Below are 18,517 nucleotides of genomic sequence, written 5' to 3'. Positions count from 1 at the left end.
GCCGTCGCCAGTCATAGATATTTACTTCATTCATAATGAAGGGATTAGTAATCATAATAACCTTGATCTAAATTTAATTATTGTAAAGATTTTGCAGAAATTTACGGGTAATTATTTTATACCGGAGGCAGTGAACTCCTAATCCCTTCCAGCTTACCCAAACTATATTATCATACTATAATGCTATTGGAAATACCTATTTTAGGAAATTGCATCCTTCTGCCTTTTCTGTATATGGAGGGTGGACAGTTGATTTTTTATAGAGAAAAGCGGCAGGGAATCGTCCCTGCCGCTTTTCTTATTTCTTTAGAATACTAGAATAGCTTTCCTAGCATTTCTGCCAATATTTTGGCCATTTGGTCACGCTTTGTTTCACCTTTCGGATCGAAGGTTCCATCTGTATTACCTGAAATGATATTGGCTTGATAGATCTTTTCAATGCTTTCTTTCGACCAGTCGGCCATTTTCTTATGGTCCTTAAAGTCGGAAGCCTTCTTTGATTGATCAAAGATTTTCTGATCAACAGTGACAAATTCCAATTCAAGCGTACGAGCAATCATGACTGCTGCTTGCTCTCTAGTAATCGTGTCATTTGGTGCAAATGAACCATTGCCGACACCTTGAATAATGCCGTATTTAATGGCTGCCATTAATTCACCATTTTCGTTATACCATTCATTGCCCTTCACATCGTTGAAGCGTCCATCATATGCTTCACCTGTCAGGCCAAGTGCTCTGACAAGCAGGACAGTAAACTGTGCTCTTGTCATGCTTTCGCTCGGCGCATATTTATCCTCTGTCATTCCTTTAACAATAAACTTAGAGGCTAATGATTCAATATACTCCTCAGCCCAGCTTGCACCGTTGTTTACATCTGTAAATGTTTGATCTGATTGGATGACTACATATGTGCTGTTTGACAGACTCTTAATAATGGCTTGTTTTCCAACAACAGTAGTTGGAACAGGTACAAAACCATTCTTTGTCAATTTCACAGCAATTGCTTTCTTTGCATCAACCGTTTTTGGCAATTGAATCGTTCTTTCGACGTATTGGTTAAATTGATTTAATTCAGTTGTTTTCCCGTTGTAGGCTGCTTCAACTGAAAATTCAACCGCATCAGAAGAAAGGGTCAATCCATTTAGATTGCTAAGTGAATCGGTAGACTTCTTCACTGTGATCGATAGCTCTACATTTGTTCCAGAAGCTGCACCAAGTTTTTTCGCTAAATCTTGGAGATTTACTTCTTTTACTGGCAGCTGGTAGCTTCCTAGATTATTCTCGACATGAATAATCGCATCTTTATTTTTTGCTTTTAACACAGTTATTACTTTTGGTGAAAGGACAAATTCATTTACCTTTTCTGATGTTTTCAGAGTCAGCTTATCTACTTTGTCTGCAGCTTCAATTGCCGCTAACACCTCTGCTTCATTGAAGCTTGCTTTGTTTCCTTCGATCTTTAACATGCTGTCAGTAAGCTCGATTGTGTTTCCACCTGCTTCTGGTGTTCCAATTGGAGGTAATCCTCCGCCTCCGCCTCCAGCTGGCGGCGGTGTTTCTATATTCGCCGGTAGTTCAATTGCTTTATCTAGTTGTTTAATCGTTCCGTTTGCTACTGTTACTGTCCCATTTAACACATTGTAGAATGTCTTTCCATTTTGTGTTGGGTAAGTAATGTTGATTGTATATTCACCGTTTGGAACGCCTTCAAAAGTGAATAGACCGTTCGCATCGGTATCCTTTGTAATAATATAGTTGCCTACTAATCTCACACGGGCATTGTTAGTTAGTGGCTGTCCACCTTCAGTAATGCTTCCTTTCAAGGTTGCACCAACTGTTTTGTTGATCGCTGTTGTAATGACCTCTGTTTTTTCAGAGCCGTTTACGATCCAGCCTTTGATATCAACCATTTTGGCCATGCCTTCAGCGATTTTCAGTTTGCCTGTGTACTTTTTGCTGTCATTATTATAGACAAGCTCGATTTCTTTCGTTTTTGTTTGATCGCCTTCTAGATAGGATAGCTCAGCAAAGCCAGTAAATCCTTCTTCATAAGAGCCTTCCATGCTAATGTCCAAATCTGACCCAATGGATAGAAGATTATATGCATTTGGATTCGCATTCACTTCTAGCTTTGTCACAGCGAAACTAAAAGTTGTGACTTCTTTTATGCTTGATGGTTCAGATTGGTTTCCTGCTAGATCAACCGCTGCGACTTTGAATTGATAAGTCGTTCCAGGCTGGATGTCTTGGAAATTATAGCTATTTCCTGTTAACACAATCTCTTTGAACTCTTTTCCTTTTTCAGCAGCGAAAAGAATGTATTTATTCGCATCGGCTACTTTATCCCAAGTAATGGCGATGGCATTTTTCACTTGCTCTGCCTTTACATTTGCTGGTGTGGCTGGGGTTGTTGTATCAACCTCAACGGTAACAGCTGTCGATTGGACATCTTTCTTGTCTGCTAAATACGATTGGATCGTATACTTTCCGTCTTCTGGTACGGTAATTACTGCTGTGTAGTTACCATTTTCATCGGCTACTGCCGTTTTACTTGTTGGTGCTGCTCCACCTTTCGTTGCTTCAACAGTTATCGTTTTCAAAGGTGTCGCTTGCCCGCTAACCGTAATGGTACGTTTGTTTACTAGCGCATTATTCGTTGGTTCTTGAATATTGACGAATTCCCCTTGCTGACCAATGATAAAGTTCTTGCTTGCTGATACAGATTTCTTTGGTCCAATTGGCTGTTCATAGACAAATTTATACTGGCCTTTTTCAGCCTTAAGCGGGAAATTGAAATGGCGCTGGCCATATTGTGCTTCTGCTTGGTAAACAAGCTTATCTGATGATGTTTGATAAACTTTCACCGTTGGATTTACTGTCTTTTGAATATTAAAGTCACCATCATAGTCACGGATTGGATCTACTGCGTTTATACCCATTCCTGATTTCGCTGCTTCACGGTACACATGGACTTGCTCAAGTTGTAAGTCTCCGCTCTTCATATTTACTTGAGTAGAAATATCTGTCATTCCATCCTCATAAGTAAAAGTTGTAATGTCCGCTACTTCAGTCTCGAATTCGAAGCCGTTAAATTGTAAGTCAACGTTCTCAGTCGCGTTCGCAGATGCCAGGAAGCGATAGCCCCAAGGCGTCTCATTGCTTTCCGTGTTCATTAAATCAAAGTAAACCTCATATTCCCCTGGTGTTACATATAGTTTTTTCAAGGATGCTTTTTGATAAGGATAGTTATAGCCAAGATGATATAAACTCATCGTATTTTTGCCTTTTTGTATTAGCTGCGTATTGATAAATGACTGTGCTTGATTATCTGCTCCCTTAATCATTACAGCTGAAAGTGGATCACTGTCGCTAAATGTAACAGATGTTGGCTCTGAGATTGTGACTTCTTTTGAAAGTAAGTAGGCGTTATCTCCATTTATGCCGCCATAACGGAGAATCGCTTTCCCTTTAGGTAAGTAATAGCTTAAGTCTCCATCATTAGAAGAATGGCTAAATAGATGCTCTGTATGATAAAAATCTTTTCCAAATAACTGTAGATCAATATACGCTGATTCTTGTGACAGCTTTTTCGCAAAGGATCTTTTTACATTTACTTTTACAAAATCCTCTAATACGTTAAGCTCCGTAAGTTCTTTCAATTCGGCTCCAGACAATTCAACGAGATTAGTAAATTGAGTTGGCATTGCTGTACCTGATTGGAGCTCACCTTTTACGGTAATCGCAAATTTATCATCGTCTTTCAGGTTATAGATTTCTGTATTTACCATTTGATTATTGACTTGAGCATAAACTCTATTGACATTTGCATGTGTACCATAATCAAACAGCTGGTACATCGAGACATTTAAATGATTGATTAGCGTTGATTGGTTGTCAGATACAATTTTAAACGATGGGAATGCCCATGTATTTTCTGACTCCCCAAAGATAATTGGTGTATTCATTTCCAGTTGAACGACATCAGATGAAAAGAGTTGTTCTGCAAGTGTCAATTGGTAGACTTCATCCTTGCTTGGTACTTGTACGTAAATTTGTGATGTGTTATCTGCATAAAGTTGGTCGTCAATTACTTGATCATCTTTATTTAATTGGTAGCGAAGTAGGTAATTCGTTGCTCCTCCATCATTTGAAGCAGGCTTTGGTGATTGTTCTTCATAAACTGTGATTCCAGCCTTTTCTTTCATGTTCCATTGTTGTATGGATCCATCTTCTTGAAGCGTGTTGAAGGCCAATTCTCCAGCATGATAAGTTGCTGTTATATTTTTATAAATGCCGTCTAACTCAACTTGTGCTTCATGATTGTAATAATACGTATCAACCCATATAGCTCCATTTATGATAGACGAGCTTGGGTAAGCACTCCCTGTAAATGTTGATGGAATCGTTAATTGAATTTGTTCAGTCAGTTCTTGTATCCAATGCCTAAATCCATAATAATTTCCATCATTACCGATCACATAAAAACGAATAGTTAGTTCAGTATCCCCATACGGATTGATGTAATCGCGATTAACCTTTAATTTGGATACGTTTCGTCCAGAGAACCATGCAAATTCGGCGCTTACCTTTGCATCTTCGTAACCGATAGGAGGCGTAATTTCTGCTAATGGTTCATTTTTCAATGAAATAGTTAAGTCTTCCCCATCAACAGGCTTCATTTGCTTGGAAATAAGAATCGCTTCATCAAGCTTCTCGTCATAAAACTCACCTGCTAGAAGTACCTCTGAATCTGTATGGATGTAATTATCCGTTTGTAAATTAAGGTGCAGCGGCCAGCTATTTGGCGAAAGATTGGAGTGATTAACAAACGCTAAGCTGATCGATTGATTCGAATATTCTTTATCAAATGTAATGTTCAATTTAGACAGATTGTCTTTTGAGAAATGAACAACAGACTCTGTTCCGCCAACAAGAGACTTATGATAGACAATTTTCTCATTGTCTGCTGTCCCATTTTCAACAACAAGTTCGTACTCTTTTCCATCTAGAATGTAAGCATTCGGAATGAACGCTTCAGTTAGTCCATCCTTCTCTTGAATCGAAGTATTGTAAATTAATTCTAAATTGAATGGGGCAACCTTTTCTTCATGAATACCAACATAAGGAGGCTGGCCAACTTTTTCATATAGACGAACGGCAGCACCTTTTAAAGGATCGCCTGCTAAATTTTCTGCAGTAACTACTGTCCCTTTAATGTCTTCGTCTTTACGGCCAGGCAGATCGACTACTTTTGAAGCAGTAGCATAGACTTTATTGTCTTGTGCGTTGACAATTTCGGCTGTAATCGTATATTTTTGGCCTTCTAAATTTGGTGTTTGAACATTGAAATATTGCAGGCTGTTATCTAGTCCTTCTGCAACGATTTTGTTATTCTCATCAGCTACTTTAACTTTGCCAATTAGATCTGGATCTTGTGAATTTTGATATTGAAAGTCTCCGCCATATACAGTTGTTTCAACAGAGATTTCAGATTCATAAATATTTGCATTTTTAATTTCCATATTATCTGGATAAGCGGTGTATGTTAATTCAACTGGCTGATTGATCGATATAGATTGTAATCCCCATCCTATACTTGTTTGATCACCACTGTCTTTCGTTTTGGATGAGAGATTCATTCGATAATTCCCAGGTGAAAGGAATACTTCTTCTATGTTTGCTTGCTCACCATTAAGGTATAATCCTTTGAGATATACATCTGAAAGATTAATTGATAATGAAGTAATTTCTGCATTTTCATCTTCACTTACTAAACTCACTTGAACCGCTTTCGCTTTTTCCTCTGCTAATTTCCACTCCCCAGATGTTTGTGGGGTTTTGAAGGATAACACGTAATTCTTTCCATCGTTATCTTTTCCTGAAGTTTGAGCATTTAACTCATTCGAAGGACTAGTTAATAATTTCGTGGTGGAGTGATCTGTAAATATATTCTCATAAAAATACAAATTAGTATTATCTTTTAAAGGTGACAATAATGCGATTCCATTTGTGCTAAGGTCAAAACCTTCGAAGTTAGGTATAATTTCAATTAAATCTTCCTCAAACGTCCAATTTAGACCCGTTTGTAGTTCTGAGCCACTTATTGCTTTTTTTCCATAATAAATGACTTTTTCATTCGTTGTTCCAGCCTTGCTAAAGTTAGCAAACATTTCAATCATATACGTTTGTGATTCAACAACGTTTAGTTTTATATTCTTCCCCTGCAAAAGAATAGGTTCTTGATGGATAAGATTATTATTTGAATCTAATACTCTAATTTTTGCTCCCCAGAAGTCATATCCACTAAGTTCCTCCATTGTGAATGGAATCCCCTCCGTAGATGCCTTAACTGGAAGTGTAGGAAGAAAAGTGCTCATTAGCAGAAACAACGCCGCTATGATTGCCAATCCCTTCCTTGCTCCCTTTTTCTTGAACATGTTAAACTCCCCCTATTAGTACAAGGGGACGGTCCTTGTGTTTCCCTAAAATATAGAAAAAAGGGCCTACTAGAGAAACATAAGAACCGTCCCTTTGTTTCTCCTTGTTTCCTTTTGGGAAACAAAAGAAACGTCCCCATGTTTGCAAAAAAAGGAAGGCATTGCCTTCCTTTTTCTATTCTTTCTTTACATTTTGTCCAATGTTTCTAGTAATTTATAAAGCATTTTTGAGGCTTCTGCTCTTGTTGCATTTTCTTTCGGAGCAAATACGGACTTACTATTCTTAGTTATCCCATTAACAATTTCTAGTTCAGCTGCTATTCCAACCGCTTCTTTAGCATATGAAGCAATTGTACTTGCATCTGCAAATGTTTTTTTCCCGTTTAATCCTTTTAATAATTCTTTATTTTCGTACTCAATTGCACGTACAATGATCGTAGCCATTTGCTCTCGTGTAATTTGGTCATTCGGATTGAACTTTCCGTTGCTTCCTTCGACAATTCCCGCAGCATTTGCAGCTTCTATTTCCTTTACACTCCATTCAAGAGATGCTGGAACGTCCTTAAAGTTCCCTTGATATGCTTTTTGAGGAAGCTGTAGTGCTCTAGCAATGAGAACAGCAAATTGCGCTCTTGTAATTTGATCATTTGGTCCAAATGTATCAGTCGTTTTTCCTTTGATAATCGTTCTAGCAGCTAGTGTTTCAATATATTCCTTTGCCCAGTTTTGAGCTTTTACATCTGTAAATGTTTTACTATTTTCTACAATTGTATACTTTGAAAAATGAGATGTTTGGAAGATCCATTCATTATTTACTAGTTTCCCTCCGCTATACTCCCATTCCTTGGCTTTCTCATTTAAATAATAGGCTGATGTCTTTTTAGGATTATTTATTTTGTTCTTGTCTACTTTAATAAATACCTGAACTGGTGCAGAGAATGTAGATACTTTCTTATCTTTTCCTAGAGTTATTGTTAAGTCGAATAAATCACTTAAAAATTTCTGCCCCACTACTGTTACAGGTAGATCTTTTTCATTAATTGTTTTAGAAGCCACAGAAACTTTCACTGTATCTTTTACAGACAACCCTTTCAGTAACTCTGGGGATAGAAGCATTGACAATTCTTTTGTGGAAACTTTGAGTGATTTATTACTTTCCACTAGTTTATTGATTGTTGATGCATTTAATTCTGCACTCAACTTAGTTGTATCATTACTCTGACCCTTAATTTCTATTTCTACTGTGCTTTTGTTAGGGTCTGCAATATCTCCTGCCAAGTCCTTCTCATCTACTACAATGATTTCCTCTTTCTCTTCTGGCTCACTTGGAGATGGTGTGCTTGGATCTGTTACTACAGGAGGAGCACTTCCAACAGTAAATGATACATCTGCTTCCTTACCTAAAGATTTCACTTTTACAACATATGTGCCATCTTTATCATTAGGGGTTAAGTTGATGAAGCTTTGGAATTCCCCCTTTTTGTTTGTGTTTCTTTGGTCAACCTTTAATTGATTGCCATCCTTTGAGACTAATACGGTAACATCAACGCCTGAAATCGCCTTACCGTCATTTGTAACAGTTCCAGTAATTGTGACTGCTTCATTATAAGTGTAGTACGATTTATTGGTTTTGACAGTTACCTCAGCATTACTTCCAGCCTCTCCTGATAAAACAGTGAATTTAGCAGTTGCTGTCTGGGAAGAAGCAGCCACTGTTACTGTGTATTCACCTGAAAGTGCATCAGAATCCAGCGTATAGGAAGTAGCGAAAGAACCGTCTCCAGCAATTTCATTATCATTCCATTGTCCAAAAAATAAATTATTTCCCTTTGGATCCTTCAATACTAAAGTCGGATTTAGCCCTTTACCTGGTTGCCCATTCACTAATACTTTTCCTGAAATATTTACTTTACTCCCAGCTAAGTATGTATTACTATCAACAGCTACTTCCAATGAAACTGAGTTATCAGAGCTAGCGGAAGCAAGCTGGACTTGACTAACTAATAATAATAAGCAGATAAAAATACTAGCTATCTTTTTCATGTTGTCCATCCCTCCTTATAAAGTGGAAACTATGGTTTGCAGATAAATATTCAAGAGTACTACCAATCCGTATGATAGTAAATCCCCGTTTTTATTTGAAAACGGGGATTTACCCAGCTCAATTACTCGACAGTAAATGTCACTTTCCCTTTATGTGCTTCTGCTAATGCATTCATATCCCAACCAGTCCACACAAAAGCCTCAACCTTATAAGCTCCTTTTGCAAGGTCTTTTAATGGCAGTTGCATACCCAGTCCATTCGTACTATTGCTATTAAGCGTATTCATCGTCAAGAATGATCTACCGACCACACGATTCTCAGAATCTAGTACTTGAAGAATAAGCATTGGGCTAACATTAAATGCTTCTAAGTTTGTCACATCTGCTTTGATAACAGCAAGACCATCTCGTGTGAAGCTGCTTTGATCTTCACCTTTTGCATTCAATACTTTTACAGAATTAATTAATGTTGAATAGTTGTAGACAGTAAAGTCTTCAACTACCTTGTCCACTTCTTGTTCTGCAGCATTCTTTCCACCAATGGTTACAGTGTACACACCGTTTGCTGCATCTTTAGCAACTGCATAAGTAGCATCGAAAGAGGTTCCCTTCGTCTGCTCTAATTGTGTAACTACCCCATTTGGATCTGTAATTGTCACATCCCAAGTGATTTCTTCATTTGCCTCCGCTTTAATCTGCGCAGGGCGATTCTCACTTACATTTACTTCTGGTGTTACAGTTGCACTTGTAATATGTCCAGAAGGAGCTTCTTCCCCTTCTTTCAATTTGTAGATATTAACAACCTCTTTCGTTTTATTTCCACCTAGGTCTGTTAATGATAATACGAAGGTATTTAATCCTTCATTCAATGCTAATTTTTCTGTATATTGATGTGTATGCCCATCCATTACTAGTGGCACATCAAAGTCAATTCCATAAGCAAAGTTATCATCAACATAGAATTTCATCTCACGGTAATTATCCTGAAGTGTCACATCAAGATCATATTCTGTTACATCTGAATTTACATAGGAAGGAACCTCTCCATTCAACGTAATCGTTCCTGGAGTCGTATCAACAAAGAACTGACGAGCGATTGAAATGGATTTGTTATCAAAGTCTGTTGCCTCAATTATTACTTCTTTTTCCCCATCACTATCATAAGACACGACTGTCTCGAAGCTATAGGTTTGTAATTCTTTGTCATACTTGATTTCAACAGGCTTTCCATCAACCTTTAACTCCTTGACGCCTGTACCGTCATCCACAAGTCCACTAACGACCACATCATGGCTATTCACTCCGCTTAACGGTTCAGGGCCAATTAATGAAATAACCGGGAAGTCTTCATCACCAACTACAATTTCATCGAAGCCAACATTCATTGCATAGTCAACTGCCGCAACAGCTACAAATGAATTCTCATATTCGGCTGGGAGCTTGAATTCCTTAGTGCTTGGAGATAAAAGTTCTCCCTTTTTCAGAATCGACTTTCCATTTACTTGTATATCGTATGCTTGTACTCCTGAGCCTTCTTCCGTTGTTTCCCATGTAAGAGTATTCTTCTCTTTATCATGAGTTACTTGAATATTCGGCTCAATTGTATCAATAACAATCGGGATACGTTTAGTTTGCCATTCTGAATCATTGCCTACTTTTGCTTTAATCTCATATGAGTAATCACCATCTTGAACAACTGCACCTTTAATTGTTCCATCCCAAATTCGGCCATCTACATATGAATATGGTTGTCTTTGTCCTGCATTAAAGTATGTTTTTCTAACATCGTATTCCTTTTTAATACGACGAATCTCTTTTCCATCTTTTCCAACGATGTTGTACTGAACTTCTTTAGCATTACGAAGGAAAGATAATAATGGTTGTACCTCATCATAATATCCATCTCCATTAGGTGAAACGGCAATCTTTTTATTAGGTGTTGGAGTAAGGGACCTAGTCAATCCGTCCATCATTAGAGTGTAATCATAGTAGGTTTTCTCATCAAAATCAGAGAAGCCATCTACAATATTTGGACGGTCCCAATTTCCATAGAATCCTACATATGGTACAGATAAATCTGGCTTTGTCGCATGCTCAAGTGTGACAAAACCTTCAACAAATATATCTTCTTTTAGATCTAGTTTTATATTTTTTCCGTTTTTATTAATTCCAGGAATCTTTGCGTTTGTTAAGTCAACATTAACAGTGATCTCCTTGGATTCTCCCGCTTTAAGGGTAACTGTTTTAGGCGCAGTGACTTTTGCCCCTTTCATATCACCTGCAATAAGTGTATTTTCGTCCCCTTGAATGGTATCTGTTAATACATTTGCTTTCACATCATAAGTTACTTTTTTATTTGAGTGATTTTTTGCTACTAATGTGAAGCTAAATTGCTTTTCCTTGAAATCCTTTAATTCCACTTTTGCTTCATTCGTTGCCTTATTTACAACGGTTACAGGCGTAGATACTGCATTGAATGTCTGCATCATGCCCGCACCTTGGCGACGTGGCGAGAATGGTTGTCCATAAAGATCTTCAACCACATCTGCCGTATTCATTAATAGAACTTTAGCAAATCTTGTCCGTTCTTCAGCCCCTAAATTAGGGAATTCCTTTTTCAGATATTGTTGAACAAGTGCAGATCCACCCGCAACATGTGGGGCAGCCATTGACGTACCGCTCATATAGCCATATGAATTATTTTGTAAAGTGGAATAGATATTGCCACCTGGTGCCGAAATTTCTGGCTTTAATTCAAGGCTAGGTGTTGTTCCCCATGATGAAAAATCAGTCATTCTTCCCATTTCAGGGCTTTCCGTTTTCGCTTTTTGTTCAAGATCTAGTGTTAATGTTCCACCTGCATCCTTAATTGCTGCTTCCAAAGCAGCTCCTACCTCTGTCTGAACAAGCATGAATGGAGCTAATCCCCAACCACCTTGATCTTCATAGAATACCGGATTTCCATTGTTATAAACGATAATGCCTGCAGCTCCCGCTTCTGTTGCATACGTGTTCTTATCAACAAACGTTAGATCACCTCGTGGAACAAGAACCACTTTCCCTTTTACGTCAAGCCCTTTATAATCCTCTGGATGTCCTAGTTTGCCACCTAGTGAAATAATATCTATTGATCCTCCAAACTTACTCCAGTCATCCGCACCATATCCAATAAACTCTTTATCATCAAGTTCAAAAGAATGCTGATAACGATATCCAACATTTCCTGTTGCAGCTACTTGGAGGGAATCCTTTGAAAGTCCCGGGGCACCAACAACGCCAATATCAGGATTTTCTGCTAGCGGATTTCCCCAGCCATATCCGATATGTCCGGAGTTTCCTCCAGATACTGAAACAACTACTCCATTTTCAACTGCCTTTGTAATCGCTAGGTTTGCAATATCTCCTTCATTATAAAAAGCAGCTGTGCTTCCTAAACTCATATTAATTACATCCGCACCAAGAGCAATGGAATCATCAATCGCTTTAATATAAATATCATCATATGTAGATGGATATTCAGGGTCATTACTAAACACTTTCATTGCCAAAACTTGCGCTTCAGGTGCTACCCCTTTAATTTCACCATTCGCAGCAGATGTCCCGGCGACGTGCATCCCGTGCATGGAAGCTTCTGGCCCAATATCTAGAATTTCATTATTTTTGTCAAAATAGTTATAGCCGTAAGGAACCTTTTCTGTAAAGAACTTCCCATCTAATTCTAATGCTTCTACTTCTTCCTTAAGCAACGCTTCTTCTGTTCCATCAGAAAGGACAAAATCTTTATGACTTGGGTCTACTCCAGAGTCAATAATAGAGATAATTGTACCTTCGCCTTTATACTTTGCATCAGCCCATGTCTGGTAAGATTGGATAAACCCATGGCTATTCTCCATATTTGGTACCGGATCAGGCCGCTTGTACTCGTTACTAATTTCAACACTCTTTACACTAGAAATCTTACGGATCTTTTCAATATCACCATAGCGAACTTCTCCACTGAAACCATTTAATACAGTGGTAAAGCTATGTTCAATTTCTAGATTCACGCCGTTTGATTGGATTGAATTTTGGACTTGTGTTTGCTTTTTTTGCGCAGTTTGTTGAAGTTCATCCTTAGTTGTCTGGGGTAGGTCTTTATATAGAAGGTTTTTCTTAGTAGCAAATTCTAATGGAGTTTCTCCCGCTAGCTCTACAATGACACGCACTTTCTCGTCTTCATTTATTACAGGATCAAAAGTTAGCTTCTTAGCTTCAGAGATTTTCTTGAAAATCTCTGAGGTGTTAATTACATTAAATGCATTTGTATTATTTTTGACATCTATTTTGCTCTCTTTTCCCTCTTCTGCAAATGCAGTTGGAGCTAGAGCAGCACCTGCCAAAAGCACTGACAATAATAAATGAGAACTTCTTCTCCACTTCAATGAACATCTCTCCATTTCTTTCTATTAGTTTTCAAATCTATTAGTCTATTTCTATTATTTCCCCCCTAGTAAATTTTTGAAAATTACAATTATTATATTACCATATCCTTCTATAAATTAATTGATAAACTATTTTAAATTTTTAGAAATGTTTCGACATTTTATTCTAAACTTTTCAACAATAGATTTCTATCAATATTAAAATTACTCTTAGATTTGCTTCTTTGGCCCACTTTCTTAAGGGATTCTCTGGATTGCTTCACTTCTTTGGAAACACAAGAAACGTCCCTCTAGTAACAAACTTATACTAAGATACTTTATTGAAAATGGTGCACAGAAAAAAGAAAAGGAAACAAAAGAAACGTCCCCATGTTCGGACTGCTGTTCCGCTATTGGAGTTCAAAAGAGTAAATTTCGTATGATTATCATCATTTAACGGAACTGTCGTCCGCTAGCATTGCGAAAATAGTGGGTATTACATAAATAGAGGAATGGGTGTCCGGTAATTTTCGGAGGAGACCATGGTTCCGTTATTGATCAGTTATAACAGAGCCAAATTGTAATAATGGCCGGATTCAGCGTGTTTTTTTGTTTCTTTTGTTTCCAAAAAGGAAACAAAAGAAACGTCCCCATGTTTAAAAAGAGCCAGCATTACGCTGGCTCTCCATTGATTCTCTATTAAATTTCGTTTAGTTTTTCTAGTGAACGGTAGAGCATTGCTGCTGCTTCTGCACGGCTTGCGTTGGCTTTTGGAACAAATTTGTTCGCATCACGGCCATTGACAATACCTAATGCAGCGGCTTGCTTAACAAATTCTTTTGCAAATTTACTGATCTCTTTATCATCTTTAAAGGATTTAGATGTGTCTAATCCTTTTAATACACTTGCATCTTGGTATTTAACTGCACGTACAATCATTGTCGCGATTTCTTCACGTGTGATAAGCGCATTTGGATCAAATGTATCTTTTGATTTCCCAGTTACGATACCTGCACGAGAAGCTGCTTCAATACCTGCATACGCCCATTCATTACCCTTTGTTACATCTTTGAAAATGCCTTCGAATTCTTTAACATTCAGATTTAACGCACGAGCAATTAATACGGCAAATTCTGCACGAGTTACTTTTCCTTCTGGATTAAAAGTAGAATCAGTTGCTCCACTTGTAATTGCACGGGAAGCTAATACTTCAATTTCATCCTGTGCCCAGTGTTTTTGGATGTCAGTAAACGTTTTAGCATTTTCAACTACTACGAATTTTGAGAAGTGATTTGTTTTGAAAACAAAGTTCTTATTCTCAAGTGTACCACCTACGTAATCAAGTGATTTCTTAGATTCGTTTACGTAGTAAGCAGCTGTTTTACGTGGGTCCTTCACGGCACCAGTTACAGGAATGCTTACTTCAATTGGTTCAGAGAATGTAGAGATCGTATGAGACTTTCCATCCTTCTCTGCCTTAATCGTAAAGTCAAATGTAGCTGATACAGCTCCATTGATTCCTTCTGATTTTGTCATTTTAACAGAAATAGTTGCACTGCCGGAATAATCCGCATAAATGTCTTTCAGTACTTTATTTGGTACAGACACTGCAGTGTCACCAGATTTGATAACTAATGGTTTAACAGATTGAGCAAGTGCTTTCATTGATTCTCCAGATACTTTTACACTTATTTCTGGCTGTGCTTCAGTTAAAGCTCTGACACTCACAACAACTTCATCTGTCTTAGCATCTTTAATTTGATTCTGAACAGAATTATTATCTGCATCCACTTGTCCCGGATTTGAAGGAACAGAAGGTGGATCTGGTGTTACAACTGGTGGATTTTCTACTGTTACGTTTACAGTAGCCGTGTTTTCACCATGTTTGATAGTTATTGTTGTTTTACCTACTTTTTTAGCTGTAACTAAACCTTCATCTGATACAGCTGCAACGCTTTCATCTGTAACTGTATACTTTGCTTCCTTCGTAACATCTTTTCCTGAATCAACATTGGTCATGTTGTAGACAGGACCATCATTTAATTTATTGCTATTCTTTACAGATGTAGATGGAACTTCATACTCTTTTACAAGAGTCAACTTAGAAGTTGCCTTAGAATCTACAGAAGCCACTTTTACCTTGTTTAAAGTTGCTTGAGATTCTGTTCCAATTTCATCAGGGTTAGATCCATCTGTCCCCTCATCCTCTGGAGTTGTTCCATCTGAGGAATCTTCGCCTCCTTTATCCTCATTTGCTGGATCTTCGCCTTGATCCGGAGCAGCAGATTCTTTACTAAGAGTTGTTGCTTCAGACTTATTGCCCGCAGCATCTTCAACAAGTACTGAAACAGTATCAGTTTCTTCATTGAATCCTTCTAATGTCAGAGCAAAAGAACCATCCTGTTCAAGTTGGAATAGCACAGCTTCAGCTGCTTCGCCATTCTTCGTAATTACATAGGATGCTTTTAATTTTTCATTAAGGTCATATTCAAGACCATATAATGCTAATTCATCATTATATACAATGTACTTATCTGTTATTTGTCCAGTTACCTTCCCATCTGCTACAGAGCCATTTACTTCAGGCTTAGTTGTTTTTACAACAATTGGCCCCACGTAGTCGCTAATAATTGCTGGGTTTCCTGAAACTGTCATAGCAGTAAAATCAACCGTATAAAGCCCATCAGGAATTTGCTCTACTCCACTGCCGCCCCAAGGCCCATACTCACCTGTTATATTTAATCGGTACGATCCTGCCGCAAGTCCAGATCCGGCATGTAAGTAACCAATATAACCGTCGCCATATTCCCCGCCTTCAGGGTCCATGATATCCCATAATTCAATGTAGTTTGTCCCTACATCACCTGTAATTGTGAAATAGAACGTAGCCTCATCATTAACCCCATCACCATTAAATGACAAATCTGTTTCCGTAATATCAAGATCCTTTAATTGAACAGCTGCTGCTCCAGCGAAATCAGCTGCAAATGGCAGTGAAATTTCATTATAATTACCATCAACAACCGTCTCTGTTTCCGTTACCTTTAATTGCTTAGTCGCAGAAGGTGTCATCTTTAAATTTGTTTCATTTACTGATAGTGAAGTGACAGTCTTATCTTTGTCACCAGTAGAAATATGGATATAACCAAGAATTTCATCTCCTGGCATTGTTCCTTCAGTTTTTGATGCAGTCAATGTAACATTGATTGTTTGTTCTCCATCTAATGTGAATGTTGGTTTATCTACTGTTACTTTTGCACCTTTAAATTCTTTTGTGACATCAACTGTTACGTTGTACTCTCCGCCTTCCCCTTTCAAATCCTTCACTAGAATTTGTTTGGTAACAGAGATATCCTTATCAAGCTTTTGTGGACCGAATGTAACCGTTCCCTTTAAGTTTTCTACTACTTCCCCATCGTTATTCGCCGTGTCAACAGCATAAGCGAGTACACTTGGATGTGCTGCTGCATAGGCATCTACACGGCCAGCACCTTGTGAGAATACATCGTATTTTGTATTAAGAATTTTTGCCGTATTAGAAAGAGCTACCTTCACATCAAAAGCATTCCAATCTGGATTTGCTTGTTTAATTAATGCTGCAATACCTGTAATATGAGGCGTTGCCATAGATGTCCCTGTAAAACGGTCATATGATTCATCATAACTTGCATCAGGGAAATCTGCTCCATATGCAGGAATGGATGACATAATGTTTGTACCAGGTGCCGTCACATCTGGTTTAATGTCAAAGTTCGGAGTGGATGGACCACGTGAACTAGAATCATTCACTTCATCACCTAATGTCTTCGCTGATCCGAAGTTACCGAAAGTAATGGTTCCAGTTCCACTTGCTAATGCATCACGAATGGCCGCTCCATCTGTCACAGACATATCAAGTGTCGGAACAAACGCAAATGAATCGCCAAGGAATGTACCAGATGCTCCTGGTGCATTTGTACCACCTGCAAAATTATGGATAATTGTCGCGATTGCTCCATTTTTCTTGGCTGCCGCAATTTTGTCAACAAATGCGATTTCACCGCGAGAGATAAGAGCAACTTTTCCATCCACATCAATACCATCGTAATCCGTTACTGCCCCTACTCCAGGAACGGCAACCAATTCATACTCGCCATCAAGCTGTGTTGCAAGTTCTTGTCCAAAAGTAGTGCCCATGAAATTCAGTTGTTTGGAATAATCATAGTCTCCTACTTTAATTGTTACTTTCCCGTCGTATTTTGTTTCCGGATTGGTCGTGTTACCGACAGCGATACCAAGTCGTGCTGTCCCTGGAGTTCCCATTGTTCCACGATTTGGACCATCGTTTCCTGTAGCAATAACTGAAATCGTTCCAGCCATCATTGCGTTGTTAATCGCAAATGATCCAGCATCTGTTTCAGTGTTTGCTCCGCCACCTAATGATAGGTTAATAACGTCCATCTCTTCAATAACAGCCGTGTCAATTGCTTTAATGATGCCTGATGTAGAACCACTGCCATATGCTCCAAGAACACGGTATGCATAAAGGTCAACCTTTGGTGCAATCCCTTTAATTCCATACTCATTCGCACCGATTGCAGCAATTGTTCCTGCAACGTGGGTCCCGTGATCTGTATAAAAAGACCTGCCATCCGCATCGAATTCAGGTTTATTTGCTGGTCTATCTTTAGGAGAGGTTTCAGACGGATCATCTTCAGCACGATCTCTGGCGTAATTTGTACCTGTGTGCGGTACAAAGTTCTTTCCGCCTTTATAAATTCCTTCAAACTCAGGATGGTCTTTGTCGATACCAGTATCAAGGACTGCTACTTTAATGCCTTGTCCTTCATATCCTTCCTCCCACAGTTTCTCGATTCCAAGGAATGAGATACTTGTGTTCATTGTTGCTTCCAGTTCATCCTTTTTTTCTAGCTCAGATGCTGAAACATCTGTGCTCTTCTCACCAAATGCTTTTACAACCGCATCTGGTTCAACAAGCGTAACTCCTTTAATTGCAAGAAGTTTATCAAGGTCATCCGCTTTAACTGTTGCAGCAAAACCATTTAAAACTGTGTCAAATGAAAAACCTTGTTTATAGGAAATATTTTTTACACTCATTTCCTTCTTTACAGCGCTTTGTTGTGCTGTTACTTTCGCTTTTACTTGCTTTGCTTCTGTTGCCGTAAATGTTTTTCCTGCTAGTTCTTTTATTCCTTTTTCAAGAGCTACCGGCTTCTCAGATAAATGAACGATAACTGCCACTTGTTCATCACCCGATAATCCTTTTAAATCTTTGTGCAGCTTCGGAGAACCACCCAATAAATTTAATTGTTCTGCGATAGCTGCCTTTAATTGCATATTGCTTTCACTTATGCCATTCGGCTTAAATGGTTTCGTTTCTTGCGTGTTCGCAGCTGCCGAAAACGGCGTGAACAACGCTAGAACCATTATGAAAGCTAAGATACTACTAAAATACTTCATAATCTTCTTTTTCTTCAAATCCTTTCCCCCTCTTTAAAATTAATAAACTACCCATTTATTATAGAATTGAATATTTGAAAAATATGCTGAATATTAAGATAATTAATATAATGTTTCGACATAAACACTATGAGTATATTACTAATTTCTTGGTATTCTTGTTTGAGTAGACATAAT

The 18,517-nt window shown here is 38.2% G+C and carries 4 protein-coding genes; all 4 read right to left on the bottom strand.

Features of this window, described 5'->3' with window-relative positions:
• Positions 1-314: 314 nt before the first annotated feature.
• Entirely contained in the window at positions 315-6,437 is a 6,123-nt protein-coding gene (locus ACFYKT_RS17360) for an S-layer homology domain-containing protein (RefSeq protein WP_389222187.1), read from the bottom strand.
• Between the two features lie 186 nt (positions 6,438-6,623).
• Positions 6,624-8,480, bottom strand: a complete 1,857-nt coding sequence (locus ACFYKT_RS17355) for an S-layer homology domain-containing protein (RefSeq protein ID WP_389222185.1) — start codon at positions 8,478-8,480, stop codon at positions 6,624-6,626.
• A 122-nt stretch (positions 8,481-8,602) separates the two neighbouring features.
• The gene (locus ACFYKT_RS17350; protein ID WP_389222183.1) at positions 8,603-12,901 is read right to left on the bottom strand and encodes a S8 family serine peptidase; all 4,299 of its coding nucleotides are present in this window, start codon (positions 12,899-12,901) and stop codon (positions 8,603-8,605) included.
• Positions 12,902-13,579: 678 nt separating this feature from the next.
• Positions 13,580-18,358: a S8 family serine peptidase gene (locus tag ACFYKT_RS17345; protein ID WP_389222181.1), complete on the bottom strand. Its 4,779-nt coding sequence runs from the start codon at positions 18,356-18,358 to the stop codon at positions 13,580-13,582.
• Positions 18,359-18,517: the final 159 nt, after the last annotated feature.

The organism is Cytobacillus mangrovibacter (assembly GCF_042865275.1).
GTDB classification, from domain to species: Bacteria; Bacillota; Bacilli; order Bacillales; family Cytobacillaceae; genus Cytobacillus; species Cytobacillus mangrovibacter.
Note: the sequence above shows the minus strand (reverse complement) of the source record. Positions and strands in the feature narration are given on the sequence as shown.